This window comes from Cryobacterium algoricola (assembly GCF_004402485.1).
Lineage (GTDB): Bacteria > Actinomycetota > Actinomycetes > Actinomycetales > Microbacteriaceae > Cryobacterium > Cryobacterium algoricola.
The window spans coordinates 96,690-111,027 of sequence record NZ_SOFG01000009.1; the positions used below are offsets into that span (position 1 = coordinate 96,690).

The window sequence follows — 14,338 nt, forward strand, 5'->3', positions numbered from 1 at the left end:
CCAACAGGCAACGATACCAGTTAATCGCCTCGGCCGACAATCGGGGCCGACATCGATGCCGCGAACGTCAGATCGATGCCGCGAACGTCAGGGGAGCCTGGCCAGGATCCGGTCGAGGATCGCCGCGAAGCGGTTCGGCTGGGCGAGGCTGACCAGATGCGAGGCCCGGGGGACGACGATGAGGTGCCCGTTCGGGCACGCGGCGAGGAACCGTTTCTCGTGCAGGCGGAACTGGTCGAAGGCGCCGTTGACCAGCCAGACCGGCCCGGGGTATTCGGCCAGGCTCCGCACGGGCCGGAGGGTCGCGGTCGCGCGGAGCCCGGCATCCATGACGCCGAGCGGCACTCCGCCGGCGAGGGCGGCGAGCGCGCCCTCCCGGGGCAGCAGGACGCGCACGAGCGTCGTGTGCAGCCACAGGCCCTGGTCGGGAAGGCGACGGATCAGCCTGGCCAGCCACCGATAGGCAGCAAGCCCCGGCCCGGCCGGAATGAAGCTGCACCCTGCCGCCACGAGACCGATCACCCGCTCGGGATGGGCGGCGGCGTACGCGATCGAGTAGTACCCGCCCAGGGACAGTCCGACGAGCAGCACCCGGCCGCCCAGCGCGGTCGCGCCCTCGTCGATCGCCTCGAGTGCCGCCGCGACCGTGAACTTTTCGTCGCTGCGCGAACCGTGGCCGGGCAGGTCGACGGCGAGGGACGGGTGGCCGGATTCGCTGAGGAGTGCCTCCTGCTGGCGCCACATGCTGCGCGAGGACCGGATTCCGTGCACGAACAGAACCGGGGTGGTTCCCGTCATCGGTCCTCCAGACGTGCCGGAGCGACCCGGCCGGTCACCGCAGATCCTACCCGCGCCCCCCGCGCTCTCCGCGGGCGAAATCCGCGGCGGGCCCGAGCTATGGGAGAATTACCGGATCATGTCACCCAGACCCCTCACGGCGTTCCTGCCGGCCGCAACACCGCCGGCATTCATCCGTAACTTCTGCATCATCGCGCACATCGACCACGGCAAGTCCACCCTCGCCGACCGGATGCTGCAGATCACCGGCGTCGTCGACGACCGCCTGATGCGGGCCCAGTACCTCGACCGCATGGACATCGAGCGCGAACGCGGCATCACCATCAAGAGCCAGGCCGTGCGGATGCCCTGGGAGCTGGACGGCCAGGCCTACGCGCTCAACATGATCGACACTCCGGGTCACGTCGACTTCACCTACGAGGTCTCCCGCAGCCTCGCCGCGTGCGAGGGCGCCATCCTGCTCGTCGACGCGGCCCAGGGCATCGAAGCCCAGACCCTCGCGAACCTGTACCTCGCCCTCGAGAACGACCTCACCATCATCCCGGTGCTCAACAAGATCGACCTCCCCGCCGCAGACCCGGACAAATACGCGAAGGAACTCGCGAGCCTGATCGGCGGCAAGCCGGAGGACGTGCTGCGCGTCTCCGGCAAGACCGGTGTCGGCGTCGCCGAATTGCTCGACCGAGCCACCCGGCTGATCCCCGCCCCCGTCGGCGACCCGGACGCCCCCGCCCGCGCGATGATCTTCGACTCGGTCTACGACAGCTACCGCGGCGTCGTCACCTACGTGCGCATGATCGACGGCAAGCTCAGCCCCCGCGAGAAGATCCAGATGATGTCGACCAGGGCGACGCACGAGATCCTCGAGATCGGCGTCACGAGCCCCGAACCGACCCCGAGCAAGGGCCTCGGCGTCGGCGAGGTCGGCTACCTGATCACCGGCGTGAAGGACGTGCGCCAGTCCAAGGTCGGCGACACCGTCACGACCGCGCTCCGCCCCGCGACCGTGGCCCTGCCCGGTTACACCGAGCCCAAGCCGATGGTGTTCTCCGGCCTGTACCCGATCGACGGCAGCGACTACCCGGCCCTCCGCGAAGCCCTGGACAAGCTCAAGCTCTCCGATGCCTCCCTCGTCTACGAGCCGGAGACATCCGTCGCCCTCGGCTTCGGTTTCCGCTGCGGCTTCCTCGGACTGCTGCACCTCGAGATCATCACGGAGCGCCTCGACCGCGAGTTCAACCTCGACCTGATCACGACGGCCCCGAGCGTGATCTACGAGGTCTCGACGGACGACAAGAAGACCGTCACCGTGACGAACCCGAGCGAGTTCCCGGACGGCAAGATCGCCAAGGTCGAGGAACCCATCGTGAAGGCCGCGATCCTCGCGCCCAAGGACTACGTCGGCGTCATCATGGAACTCTGCCAGGGCCGCCGCGGCACCCTGCTCGGCATGGAATACCTCGGCGAAGACCGGGTCGAGATCCGCTACACGATGCCCCTCGGCGAGATCGTGTTCGACTTCTTCGACCAGCTCAAGAGCAAGACCGCCGGCTACGCCTCGCTCGACTACGAACCCATCGGCTCGCAGGAGGCCGACCTCGTCAAGGTCGACATCCTGCTCCAGGGCGAGCAGGTCGACGCGTTCAGCGCCATCGTGCACCGCGACAAGGCCTACGACTACGGCGTGCTGATGACCGGTCGGCTGCGGAAGCTCATCCCACGGCAGCAGTTCGACGTGCCGATCCAGGCCGCGATCGGCGCCCGCATCATCGCCCGCGAATCGATCAGCGCGATCCGCAAGGACGTCCTCGCCAAGTGCTACGGCGGCGACATCTCCCGCAAGCGCAAGCTGCTCGAGAAGCAGAAAGAGGGCAAGAAGCGCATGAAGATGGTCGGCCGTGTCGAGGTCCCGCAGGAGGCCTTCATCGCCGCGCTCTCGGGGGATGAGCCGGCCAAGAAAGAGAAGAAGTAGACGGATGCGGCGTTCCACCTTCACCGACGCCGCCGTCACCTATACGGCGATCGGCGGCACCCTCGCCCCTGACCTGCTTCGCTACCCGCCGCGCGGCTACCGGCCGCTCGAGCGCACCGTGCGCCTGGGCAGCGGCGAGGAGCGCTTCCGCACCGCCGCGGCGCTGCTGATGACCTGGGGCGTTCAGCTCGGCAGCGGCATGACCGTCACCGAGTTGCAGCAGGGCACCGGCGTGCAGTACACCGGAATCGTGTTCGACGCAGACGGCACCCCGTCGACGAACCAGGAGCACCCCGTCGACGAGGCGACCTTCGCCGACGACGGCACCCCGTACATCGTCAACGGCATGTCCGCCCGGCTCTCGGTCGCGGTCGGCCCGTTTACCGTGGACTCGCCCGTGCGCGTCGTCTACGTCATCGACGAGTCCGACCGGATCGGCTTCGGCTACGGCACCCTCGCCGGCCACCCCGCGAGCGGCGAGGAGGCGTTCATCGTCGACCGGAAGGCCGACGACTCGGTCTGGCTGACGATCCGGGCGTTCTCCCGCCCGAGCACCTGGTACTACCGCCTCGCCTGGCCGATCGTCCGGCTGCAGCAGGCCAAGTTCACCGCCCGGTACCTGCGCGCCCTGCACCCCGTCGGCGCGGTCTGATCGTGGGCAGCGCCCTCCCTCTCGGCGACCCGGCCCCGCGCGACGGCCTGCTCCCGGCATCCGCCGCCGTCGGCGCCCTCGAGCGCGACTTCGGCGTGTACCTGCACGTGCCCTTCTGCCGGGTGCGCTGCGGCTATTGCGACTTCAACACCTACACGGCGACCGAGCTGCGCGGAGCCTCGCAGCACGACTACGCCGGTCAGGCCGTCGCCGAGGTCGAGTCCGCGGGGCGCATCCTCCGCGACTCCGGGGTCGCGGACCGGGAAGCGTCGACAGTGTTCTTCGGCGGCGGCACCCCCACACTCCTGCCCGCGGCCGACCTGGTGCGGATGCTCGACTCCGTCCGCGACACCTGGGGCCTCGCGGCCGGCGCCGAGGTGACCACGGAAGCCAACCCGGACTCGGTCGACGCCGCCTACCTCGTGGCCCTGGCCGCCGCAGGCTTCACCCGGGTCTCCTTCGGCATGCAGTCCGCCGTGCCCCGGGTGCTCGCGACGCTCGAGCGCACCCACGACCCGGAGCGGATCCCGCTCGTCACCGCCTGGGCCCGCGACGCCGGCCTCGATGTCAGCCTCGACCTGATCTACGGCACCCCGGGGGAGACCCGCGCCGACTGGCGCGCGAGCCTCGAACAGGCCATCGGGCTCGCCCCGAACCACATCAGCGCATACTCGCTCATCGTCGAGGACGGCACGAAGCTCGCGCGGCAGATCCGCCGCGGCGAACTCGCCCCCGTCGACGAGGACACCCAGGCCGAATACTACGAACTCGCCGATGAGCTCCTCGAGGCGGCAGGCTACGGCTGGTACGAGGTCAGCAACTGGGCGACGGATGCCGCGCACCGGTCCAGGCACAATCTCGCGTACTGGCGCAGCCAGGACTGGTGGGGGGTCGGACCCGGTGCGCACAGCCACGTCGGCGGCATCCGCTGGTGGAACGTCAAGCACCCGTCCGCATACGCCGACCGGATCCTCGCCGGCGACTCACCCGCCGCCGGGCGCGAGACCCTCGACGAGGCCACCCGCGAGGTCGAGCGGGTGCTGCTGCTCACCAGGATCCGGGAGGGCATCCGGATCGACTCGCTCTCCCTGCTCGGTCGCCGCGAAGTCGCCGGTCTCATCGCGGACGAGCTCGTCAACGCAAAAGCCGCCCTCTCCGGGACGGTCGAACTGACCAGGAGAGGACGGCTTCTCGCGGACGCCGTCGTGCGGCGGCTGCTCGCGGACTAAGGTTCTGCGGACTAGCTGACGAACTTGATGCTGAGCGGGTAGGTGTAATACTCGCCCTTGTTGGCCGCGAGCGCCGCGATGATGCTGAACACGACGCTCAGGACCCAGACGGCGGGCAGAAGCAGGAATCCGACAAGCGCGAGCGTCAGCACTCCGCTGATCACATAGGCGATGACCAGTGTGATCTGGAAATTGAGCGCCGTCGCCGCGTGCGCGCGGATGAACGGGCCCCGATCCTTGAGCACGAGGTAGCCGATGAGCGCGGGCAGGAACTCGAAGAGGATTCCGCCCACGTGGATCAGGGTGGCCCACATGCGTTCGTCCGACGGGTTCATCGGCGTAACGGGCTGGTAGGAATTGGCGGGGGGTGGTGTCGTGGACATTCGAGCTCCTTGTGCGCGTTGTCGGGTTGTGCGGGTCCCGCGAGATACTCCGGGTGGTTCTGGTGCCGTCGTCCGGTGCTACTTGATGAGCCGCAGGGCGAAGGGGTAGCGGTAGGCCTGGCCGTCCTTCGTCTTCAGGAAGCCCTGGACGGAGAAGATGATCGCGATCACCCAGGCTGCGAGGTTGATCAGCCCGCCGATCAGGATGGCGGTGAGGATCCAGCCGATGACGTAGATGATCGTGATCGTGATCTGGAAGTTCAGGGCCTCCTTCGCTTCCTGCTCCGCGAAACGGCCGCGGTCCTTGAAGACGAGCCAGATGATCAGCGACGGCAGGAAGCCGATGACGCCGCCGAGGTGCGCGAAGGAGGCCCACTGGCGATCCTCGGCCTCGGTGAGGGGAGCGGCGGCCGCGGGTACGGGCGTAGCGGGCTGGTACGGTTGCTGCGGCGGGCGCTGGCCCAGGTTCGGATCTTCGCTATTGTTACCGGTTGAATTGCTCATCATCGTGCCTTTCCATGCGGATGGGGGTCCATTACAAGACTCACGGTACTGCGCTCAATCATCCGCTAGCAATGGGGTGTCCCCGTGTGTCGCGATATGATTGGCAGTCAAACGCTGTGAGTGCCAAAGTCGCCGGCACCCAGTCATCCGGAAAGGAGGCGATTCAGTCATGGTTTCGGATCGCAGCCTCGAAGTTCTGCGGGTCATAGTTCAAGACTACGTCGCCTCGCGCGAGCCCGTCGGCTCAAAAACCATCGTTGACCGGCATTCCTTCGGGGTGTCTGCGGCAACCATCCGCAACGACATGGCCCTTCTCGAGGAGGAGGAGCTCATCGTCGCCCCGCACACCTCCTCGGGGCGCATCCCGACCGACAAGGGGTACCGGCTCTTCGTCGATCACCTCGCCGACCTGCGGCCGCTGTCCGCGGCGCAGCGCCAGGCAATCGAGACCTTCCTCGGGCAGTCCGCCGACCTCGACGAGGTCCTCGCGCGGAGTGTCCGGCTCCTCTCCCAGCTCACCCACCAGGTCGCCCTCGTGCAGTACCCCTCGCTGTCCCGCGCGAAGGTGCGCCACATCGAGCTCGTGCCGCTCTCCGAGACCCGGCTCCTGTCCGTTCTGATCACGGATGCCGGACGGGTCGAGCAGCGCGTGATCGAGCTGCCCCGGCCGCTCGAGGAACAGCTGCTCGTGCGCCTCCGCGCCCGCCTCAACGCCGCCGTGGTGGGCCTCACCATGAGCGCAGCCGCGACCGCGCTCACGGATGCCGCTGACCTGGCCGGCGAACAACCTGACCTCGTCTCCCTGGTCACGCTGACCCTGCGCGACCAGGTCGGTGCGAACCGGCAGGAGCGGCTCGTGATGGCCGGCGCCGCGAATCTCGTCCGCACGGAGGAAGACTTCACCGGGAGCATCTACCCGGTGCTCGAGGCCATCGAGGAGCAGGTCGTCCTGCTGCGCCTCTTCGGCGAGATGGCCACAGACCAGCACGGTGTGTCCGTCAGCATCGGCCGGGAGAACGCGCCGTTCGGCCTCTCCGAGACGAGCGTCCTGACCAGCGGCTACAGCTCGCAGGGTGGAGACCTTGCCCGCCTCGGCGTGCTCGGCCCGACCCGGATGGACTACTCGAACAACATGGCGGCCGTCCGTGCCGTCGCCCGCTACCTGTCCCGCCTGCTCGAATAGTCGAGATTCTTCGACCAGCCCCACGCCGCAGACACACGAAAACAGACCGAGGAGAGCCAGCTTTGGCTGACCATTACGAAGTACTCGGCGTCGCCCGCGATGCCACCACCGATGAGATCAAGAAGGCGTACCGCCGTCTGGCTCGGCAGCTCCACCCCGACGTGAACCCCGGCGCAGACGCGTCGGAGCGGTTCAAGCACGTCACGCACGCCTACGACGTGCTGAGCGACCCGAAGCAGCGCGATAACTACGACCACGGCGGCAATGGCCGCACGGGGGGAAACGCCGGCTTCGACGGCAACTTCGGCAACTTCGGCGACATCTTCGAGACCTTCTTCGGAGGCGGCGGCGGTGGCGGCAGCCGCGGACCGAGATCCCGCCGGGAACGGGGGCAGGACGCCCTGATCCGGGTCGAACTCGACCTCGACGAGATCATCTTCGGAACCCACCGCGACCTCGAGGTCGACACGGCCATCGTCTGCGCGACGTGCAGCGGAACCTGCTGCCAGCCGGGGACCGCGCCTGTGACCTGCGACATCTGCCACGGCACCGGCAACATCCAGCGGGCCGTGCGTTCCCTGCTCGGCAACGTCATGACCTCGAGCCCGTGCGGCACCTGCCGCGGTTTCGGCACGATCATCGCGACCCCGTGCGTGACCTGCCAGGGTCAGGGCCGCGTTCGCGCCCGGCGCACCGTTCCGGTGGACATCCCCGCCGGCGTCGACACCGGCCTGCGCCTGCAGATGCCCGGCAGCGGAGAGGCCGGACCGGCGGGCGGCCCCAACGGCGACCTCTACCTCGAGATGAAGGTGCGGCACCACGACGTCTTCAGCCGAGACGGTGACGACCTGCTCTGCACGCTCGACGTGCCGATGACGGATGCGATCCTCGGCACGACCACGACCGTCAAGGCCCTCGACGGGGACATCACCGTCGAGATCCGTGCCGGTGTGCAGGGTGCAGAGGTCATCACGGTCAAGGACCGCGGTGTCTCGCGCCTCCGCGGCAACGGACGCGGCGATCTCAAGGTCGGGATCCACGTCGTGACGCCGACCAAGCTCGACCACAAGGAGCGGGAACTGATCGAACAGTTCGCCGCGCGGCACAAGTCCCCTGCTCCCGCGCTCAGTGCGGTGCAGCAGGGACTCTTCGCCAAGCTCCGCGACCGGTTCCGCGTCTAACCGGATGGCGCACTTCTTCATCGACGAGACCCTCCGCGCGGAGGACTGCGCCGTCGGGGGCCTCGCGACCATCACCGGCGCGGAGGCACGGCATGCGGTCACGGTGAGCCGGGTCCGGCCGGGGGAGCACCTGCTCGCCGGGAACGGGTCGGGCCTGCTCCTGGAGGCGACCGTCGAGGAGGCGGAACCCGGCCGGCTGGCCCTGCGGATCGACGGCGTGCGCACCGCGGAGAGGCCGAGCCCGCGCATCCGCCTCGTGCAGGCACTCGCCAAGGGCGACCGCGACGAGATGGCCGTTCAGGCCGCGACCGAACTCGGTGTCGACGGTGTCGTTCCGTGGGCCGCCTCTCGATCGGTGACGCGCTGGGAGGGCCCCAAGGTGGCCAAGGGCCGGGATCGCTGGCGCGCCATCGTGCGCGAGGCGTCCAAGCAGTCGATCCGGCCCTGGCTGCCCGAGGTCGGCGAACTCACGAGCACGAAACAACTCGCCGTGCTGGCGCGGGACACCCGGATGCTGCTCCTCGAGCCCACCGCCGAAATCCGGCTGACCCGGTTGGGCGACCTCGCCGGTGCTGCGCGGGACATCGTGCTCGTCGTCGGTCCGGAGGGCGGCATCGCCGCCTCGGAACTCGAGCTGCTCGAAGCCGCAGGCGCCGTCCGGGTGCGCCTCGGCGACACCGTGCTGCGCACCTCGACGGCAGGGCCCGCCGCCCTCGCCGTGCTCAACGCCGCCCTCGACCGGTGGTGACCGGCCGGTGGTGACCCCCGGCCGGGCGACCTGCCGCTTAAGATAGAACCATGTCAGCATCCGGCGCAGAACCCTCCGTCTTCAGCCGCATCGTCGCGCGCGAAATCCCCGCGACCATCGTCGCGGAGACCGACCGCATCATCGCATTCGCGGACATCAACCCGCAGGCCCCCGTCCACATCGTCGTCACGACGAAGACGGAGGAGTACCGCAACGTCGTCGAACTCGCGGCCGGCGACCCCGGGCTCCTCGCCGAACTCGTCGCGGTTGCTGGACGGGTCGCCACCGAGCTCTCCGACGGCCAGTTCCGGCTGGTCTTCAACACCGGCGCCGCGGCCGGCCAGACCGTGTTCCACGTCCACGCGCACGTGCTCGCCCTGAAACCTTCGGGGGACGCAGCGGCCGGGTCGCTCGGGGAGGGAACACTTGGTTCCGTCTGAGCTGTCAGGGAAGTCCGTGCCGTCAGAGGAGTCCGTACCGTCCCTGCCCTCCGGCGCGCTCCCGGCTGAGGCGACGGTCGAGACCCGGATCCTCATCGACGGGGTCGCCATGGTGCGCCTCCTCGGCGCCCAGGACCGGCTGCTCGGCGCGATCGAGAAGGAACACCCCTTGGTCAGCGTGCACGTCCGCGGCAACGAGATGACGCTCTCCGGTGAGACGACGCAGGTCGCCGCCGCGCGCCGCCTGATCGAAGAACTGCTCGTGATGATCCGCGAGGGCCGTGACCTCGCGCCGGCCGAGGTCGTGTCGAGCGCCCGGATGCTCGGTGAGGACAGCACCTCGAGCCCCTCCGTTCGGCTCGGCCCGCCGATCCTGACCTCACGAGGCAAGAGCATCCGTGCGAAGACGGTCGGCCAGAAGGAATACGTCGACGCCATCGACACCGACACGATCGTGTTCGGGATCGGCCCGGCCGGAACCGGAAAGACCTACCTCGCCATGGCGAAGGCCGTGCAGGCGCTGCAGCGCAAGGAGGTCGAGCGGATCATCCTCACCCGCCCGGCCGTCGAAGCGGGGGAGCGGCTCGGCTTCCTGCCCGGCACCCTGACCGACAAGATCGACCCCTACCTCCGCCCGCTCTACGACGCGCTCGGCGAGATGATGGAGCCGGAGCTCCTGCCCAAACTGCTCGCGGCGGGCACGATCGAGGTCGCCCCGCTCGCGTACATGCGCGGCCGCACCCTGAACAACTCCTTCGTCGTCCTCGACGAGGCGCAGAACACCACGCCGGAACAGATGAAGATGTTCCTCACCCGGCTCGGCTTCGGATCGAAGATGGTCGTCACCGGTGACGTCACCCAGATCGACCTGCCGGCGGGTTCGAGCGGCCTGCGACTCGTGACCCGCGTGCTCGACACGGTCGACGACATCCGCTTCGTGCGCCTCACGAGCGCGGATGTCGTGCGCCATTCCCTCGTCGGCAGGATCGTCGACGCTTGGACCGAATACGACGCGCTCCGGCAGGCGCAGCGCATCGAAAGCGAACAGGCCCACGAATTCGTCAAGCGCGGCCCAGAACGCCCCGGCGGCATCCGCGACCGCTTTCCGAAACGGAGACCCTCATGAGCATTGAAATCAACAACGAATCCAACATCCCGGTCGACGAGGTTGCGCTTCAGCGCCTCGCTGCCTTCGCCCTCGACACCATGCACGTGCACGCGGACGCCGACCTCGCGATCCTCCTCGTCGATGAGGGCGCGATGGAGCAGCTGCACGTGCAGTGGATGGACGAGCCGGGGCCGACGGACGTCCTGAGCTTCCCGATGGACGAACTCCGCCCCGGTACCGAAGACGCGGAAACACCGGCGGGCCTCCTCGGCGATATCGTGCTCTGCCCGCAGGTCGCCCAGGGCCAGGCCGAGACGGCCGGCCATTCGACGCTCGACGAGCTCCTCCTTCTGACCGCGCACGGGATCCTGCACCTCCTCGGCTTCGACCACGCCGAACCCGACGAGGAGAAGGAGATGTTCGGCATCCAGCGCGACATCCTGATCGGCTTCGCCATGCAGGAACGCCGCCGAACCCGATGAGTATCGGGTGGTTCCTCGTGGCGGCCATCGTCCTGGTCGCCTTCGGCGGCCTGATGGCCGCCGTCGATTCCGCCGTCCTCGCCCTCTCCCGCGTCGACATCAACGAACTCGCCGAGACCCACCGGGCGAAACGGTCTCTCCGCGCGATCTCCGCGGACACCGGCGCCCACCTCAATGCGATCAGCTTCATGCGAATCATCGCCGAGACGACCTCCGCGGTGCTCGTGACCCTCGTCTTCGCGACGACCATCGAACAACTCTGGCTCGCTCTCGTGCTCTCGGCGGCCCTGATGACGGCGGTCTCCTTCGTCCTCGTCGGCGCCAGCCCGCGCAGCGTCGGGCGGGCGCATCCCGTCGGGTTGCTCACCGGAACGGCGCCGCTCGTGCACTTCCTGCGCGTGCTGCTCGGCCCGATCGCGAACGCGCTCGTCGCACTCGGCAACCGGGTCACCCCCGGGCGCACCCGGCTCGCCACCTTCACCTCTGAGGACCAGCTGCTCAGCATGGTCGACGAGGCAACCGAGCTCGACGTGCTCGAAGAGGACGACCGGGAACTCATCCACTCGATCTTCGAGTTCAACGACACCGTCGTGCGCGAGGTGATGATCCCGCGCACGGACATGGTGACGATCGAGGCCGGCGCGCCGCTCGGCGAAGCCATGGGGCTGTTCCTGAGCAAGGGCTTCTCCCGGGTCCCCGTGATCGACGGCGAAGTCGACGACGTCACGGGCATCGTCTACCTGCGCGACGTCGCCCGCGTCGTGTACGAACGACCGCCGAATATCGAGAGTCTCACCGTCGGCGACCTCGCGCGGCCCGCGGTGTTCGTCCCCGAATCCAAGAAGGTCGACGAGCTGCTCCGGCAGATGCAGCTCGAGTCGAACCACCTCGCCATGGTCGTCGACGAGTATGGTGGCATAGCGGGCCTGGTCACGCTTGAAGACCTGATCGAAGAACTCGTCGGAGACATTTCCGACGAGTACGACCGTGACGTCGTCGAGGTCGAAGACCTCGGCCACGGCCGGTTCCGGGTCAGCGCCCGGCTCCCGGTCGACGAACTCGGCGAACTGTTCGACCTCGAACTCGACGATGACGAGGTCGATTCGGTCGGCGGACTGCTGGCGAAGGCCCTCGGGCGACTGCCCGTTGCCGGGTCGGTCGCACGCACGAGCGGGTTGGTCCTCACCGCGGAACGCACGGAGGGCCGCCGCAAACGGATCAGCACTGTGCTGGTCCAACGAGACGAAGCGCTGATCGAGGCGCAGGCCGCATTCCTCGGAGTGACGGACGATGAGGGAGTAAACGGTCATGACCACAGAAAATGATTTCCGGGCGGGGTTCGTATCGTTCGTCGGTCGGCCCAACGTCGGCAAGTCGACCCTCACGAATGCGCTCGTCGGTGAGAAGGTCGCCATCACCTCCTCCAAGCCGCAGACCACCCGGCGGGCCATCCGCGGGATCGTGCACCAGAAGGACGGCCAGCTGATCCTCGTCGACACCCCCGGCATCCACAAGCCGCGGACCCTGCTCGGCGAGCGGCTCAACAGCCTCGTCCAGTCCACCCTCGCCGGCGTCGACGTCGTCGGCCTGTGCATCCCGGCCAACGAGCCGATCGGCCCGGGGGACCGCTTCATCAACGAGCAGCTCGACAACTTCCCCCGCGCCCGCAAGGTCGCGATCGTGACGAAGATCGACCTCTCCTCGAAGACGAGCGTCGCGAACCAGCTCCTCGCGGTGTCCGCGCTCCGGGACTGGGAAGCGATCGTGCCGATCTCGTCCACGAGCCGCATCCAGCTCGACATCCTCGCCGCAGAACTCCTGCGCCTCCTGCCGCTCTCCGACGCCCCGCTCTATCCGGCGGATGCCGTCACGGACGAGAGTCTCGAATCGCGCATTTCCGAGTACATCCGTGAGGCGGCGCTCGAGGGCGTCACCGACGAACTCCCGCACTCGATCGCCGTCACGATCGACGACATCATCGAGCGGGACGACCAGGAACTCGTCGAGGTCTACGCCAACCTCTTCGTCGAACGGGACAGCCAGAAGGGCATCATCATCGGCAAGTCGGGCAGCCGGCTCAAGGACGTCGGGGTACGGGCGCGCAAGCAGATCGAACCCCTGGTCGGCAAGAGGGTCTTCCTCTCGCTACGGGTCAAGGTCGCCAAGGAATGGCAGCGCGACCCGAAGCAGCTCGGCCGCCTGGGCTTCTAGGCTTCGGCCGCCGTGACGCCGTGCCGGCCCTGCCTGGGTGTCCGGCCCTGACTCTTTGCTGGGACGGGCAGGCCTGCCGGCCGCCTTCCCTGAGCCATTGCTCAGAAGGCGGTGCTTTGGCGGGCGGGCGGCACCACGGAGTGTGAGGGTAGGGAGGGAGGAAACCGAGATGGCTGCACTGCTTGACACCAGCATCGTCGCTGGACCCGTCGTGGTGGTGCTGTACGTACTCGCCGGCCTGGCCCTCGTCCTCGTGCTCGCCCGCCGGTACAGCGGAACCGCCTTGTTCCGCGCGGCCGCGAGCCTCGCAGCAGGGGCACTTCTCGGCTGGGTCATCGCCTGGCTGACGAGCGATGTCTGGGACCTGTTCGGAGTGTCGTTATCGATGGTGACCCGAGGGTGGGTCGTGGTCGTCTTCGCCGGAATCGGCCTCGCGATCAACACCGTGATCGGCACCGGCACCGGCACTGGCAACGGCTGGCGGCGCGGTGTCGCGATCGCCGCGATCCCGCTCTGCCTCCTCGCCGCAGCCGCAGGCATCAACGCCGACTTCGGGCAGTACACCACGGTGCGGGCGGCACTCGGCCTTCCGCTCTACGGCGCACTCGACGGGACTGCGGTGCCGACGAGCGTCGTGGGCGAGACCGCGGGCAGCATCGGCACCGTCACGATTCCCGCCACCGTGTCCGGATTCGACGCGCGCCCCGCCATCGTGTACCTGCCCGCCGCAGCCCGCATCGCGCATCCTCCCGTGCTCCCCGTCGTCGTGATGCTCTCCGGCCAGCCGGGAACACCGGCCGACGTCTTCACCGCGGGAAAACTCGACGCGATCCTCGACGCGTACGCCGCCACTCACTCCGGCCAGACACCCATCGTCGTCGTCCCCGACCAGCTCGGAGCCGCCGACCGCAACCCGATGTGCGTCGATTCTGCACTCGGCAACAGCGCCACGTACCTCACGGTCGACGTCCCCGCCTGGATCCGGTCCACATTCTCGGTCGCCGAGAGCCCGGCCGGATGGGCCATCGCCGGCTTCTCCCAGGGCGGCACCTGCTCGATCCAGCTCGGCGCCGCGCATCCGGAGCTCTTCGGCACCATTCTCGACATCTCCGGGGAGCTCGTGCCGCGGAACGGCGATGCGGCCCACACGATCCAGACCGGATTCGCCGGAAACGCGGCTGCGTACGCCGCCGCCGCACCGGCCGCGATCCTCGCCGCACACGCACCGTACTCGAACCTGAAGATCATCTTCGCGGTCGGGGCAGGCGACGCGCGTTTCCTGGCCTGGGCGAACACCCTCGACGCTGCGGCCACCGCTGCCGGCGCGGACACCCAACTGATCGTCTCGCCAGGGACGGCACACGACTGGCACACCGTGCAATTCGCCTGGACGACCGCCCTGCCCCTCCTCGCCGCCCGAACCGGACTCGCGGTGACCCCGTGAACG

Annotated in this window: 15 protein-coding genes; 12 read left to right on the forward strand and 3 right to left on the reverse strand. The window is 68.5% G+C overall.

Annotated elements, in window-relative coordinates:
• Positions 1 to 87 precede the first annotated feature (87 nt).
• Positions 88 to 798 carry an alpha/beta fold hydrolase gene (locus E3O44_RS05725; protein WP_134533412.1) on the reverse strand — a complete coding sequence of 237 codons (711 nt, stop codon included), beginning with the start codon at positions 796 to 798 and terminating at the stop codon, positions 88 to 90.
• 118 nt (positions 799 to 916) lie between these two features.
• Here E3O44_RS05725 and lepA point away from each other — a divergent pair, with 118 nt between their 5' ends.
• Genes lepA through hemW form a run of 3 tightly spaced genes read left to right on the forward strand, consistent with a single transcriptional unit; the run spans position 917 to position 4,651 of the window.
• Entirely contained in the window at positions 917 to 2,770 is a 1,854-nt protein-coding gene (gene lepA / locus E3O44_RS05730; RefSeq protein WP_134533414.1) for a translation elongation factor 4, read from the forward strand.
• 4 nt (positions 2,771 to 2,774) lie between these two features.
• The gene (locus tag E3O44_RS05735; RefSeq protein ID WP_134533416.1) at positions 2,775 to 3,422 is read left to right on the forward strand and encodes a DUF1990 family protein; all 648 of its coding nucleotides are present in this window, start codon (positions 2,775 to 2,777) and stop codon (positions 3,420 to 3,422) included.
• 2 nt (positions 3,423 to 3,424) lie between these two features.
• On the forward strand, positions 3,425 to 4,651 hold the full coding sequence (gene hemW / locus E3O44_RS05740) for a radical SAM family heme chaperone HemW (protein WP_134533418.1): 1,227 nt from the start codon (positions 3,425 to 3,427) through the stop codon (positions 4,649 to 4,651).
• An 11-nt stretch (positions 4,652 to 4,662) separates the two neighbouring features.
• Here hemW and E3O44_RS05745 read toward each other — a convergent pair whose 3' ends face one another.
• Together E3O44_RS05745 and E3O44_RS05750 are read right to left on the reverse strand one after the other, a co-directional pair.
• Positions 4,663 to 5,034, reverse strand: a complete 372-nt coding sequence (locus tag E3O44_RS05745) for a DUF4870 domain-containing protein (protein WP_241976093.1) — start codon at positions 5,032 to 5,034, stop codon at positions 4,663 to 4,665.
• A 78-nt stretch (positions 5,035 to 5,112) separates the two neighbouring features.
• The gene (locus tag E3O44_RS05750; protein WP_134533420.1) at positions 5,113 to 5,541 is read right to left on the reverse strand and encodes a DUF4870 domain-containing protein; all 429 of its coding nucleotides are present in this window, start codon (positions 5,539 to 5,541) and stop codon (positions 5,113 to 5,115) included.
• Positions 5,542 to 5,707: 166 nt separating this feature from the next.
• Between E3O44_RS05750 and hrcA the strand changes: the two genes are divergently transcribed.
• The 9 genes from hrcA to E3O44_RS05795 all read left to right on the forward strand — a co-directional run bounded on the left by hrcA (position 5,708) and on the right by E3O44_RS05795 (position 14,335).
• The gene (gene hrcA / locus E3O44_RS05755; protein WP_134533422.1) at positions 5,708 to 6,721 is read left to right on the forward strand and encodes a heat-inducible transcriptional repressor HrcA; all 1,014 of its coding nucleotides are present in this window, start codon (positions 5,708 to 5,710) and stop codon (positions 6,719 to 6,721) included.
• Positions 6,722 to 6,783: 62 nt separating this feature from the next.
• Entirely contained in the window at positions 6,784 to 7,902 is a 1,119-nt protein-coding gene (dnaJ, locus tag E3O44_RS05760) for a molecular chaperone DnaJ (protein WP_134533424.1), read from the forward strand.
• A 4-nt stretch (positions 7,903 to 7,906) separates the two neighbouring features.
• Complete coding sequence (locus E3O44_RS05765) at positions 7,907 to 8,650, forward strand: 16S rRNA (uracil(1498)-N(3))-methyltransferase (RefSeq protein WP_134533426.1); 744 nt, start codon at positions 7,907 to 7,909, stop codon at positions 8,648 to 8,650.
• Positions 8,651 to 8,700: 50 nt separating this feature from the next.
• Complete coding sequence (locus E3O44_RS05770; protein ID WP_134533428.1) at positions 8,701 to 9,090, forward strand: HIT domain-containing protein; 390 nt, start codon at positions 8,701 to 8,703, stop codon at positions 9,088 to 9,090.
• Between the two features lie 109 nt (positions 9,091 to 9,199).
• Complete coding sequence (locus E3O44_RS05775; RefSeq protein ID WP_134533735.1) at positions 9,200 to 10,216, forward strand: PhoH family protein; 1,017 nt, start codon at positions 9,200 to 9,202, stop codon at positions 10,214 to 10,216.
• Complete coding sequence (gene ybeY, locus E3O44_RS05780; protein ID WP_134533430.1) at positions 10,213 to 10,680, forward strand: rRNA maturation RNase YbeY; 468 nt, start codon at positions 10,213 to 10,215, stop codon at positions 10,678 to 10,680. Before E3O44_RS05775 ends, ybeY begins: the two co-directional genes overlap by 4 nt.
• Entirely contained in the window at positions 10,677 to 12,005 is a 1,329-nt protein-coding gene (locus E3O44_RS05785; RefSeq protein ID WP_134533432.1) for a hemolysin family protein, read from the forward strand. The genes ybeY and E3O44_RS05785 overlap by 4 nt, the downstream gene beginning before the upstream one ends.
• Positions 11,989 to 12,891: a GTPase Era gene (gene era, locus E3O44_RS05790; RefSeq protein WP_134533434.1), complete on the forward strand. Its 903-nt coding sequence runs from the start codon at positions 11,989 to 11,991 to the stop codon at positions 12,889 to 12,891. Before E3O44_RS05785 ends, era begins: the two co-directional genes overlap by 17 nt.
• 169 nt (positions 12,892 to 13,060) lie before the next feature.
• Positions 13,061 to 14,335: an alpha/beta hydrolase gene (locus E3O44_RS05795; RefSeq protein ID WP_134533436.1), complete on the forward strand. Its 1,275-nt coding sequence runs from the start codon at positions 13,061 to 13,063 to the stop codon at positions 14,333 to 14,335.
• The last annotated feature ends 3 nt before the right edge of the window (positions 14,336 to 14,338 follow it).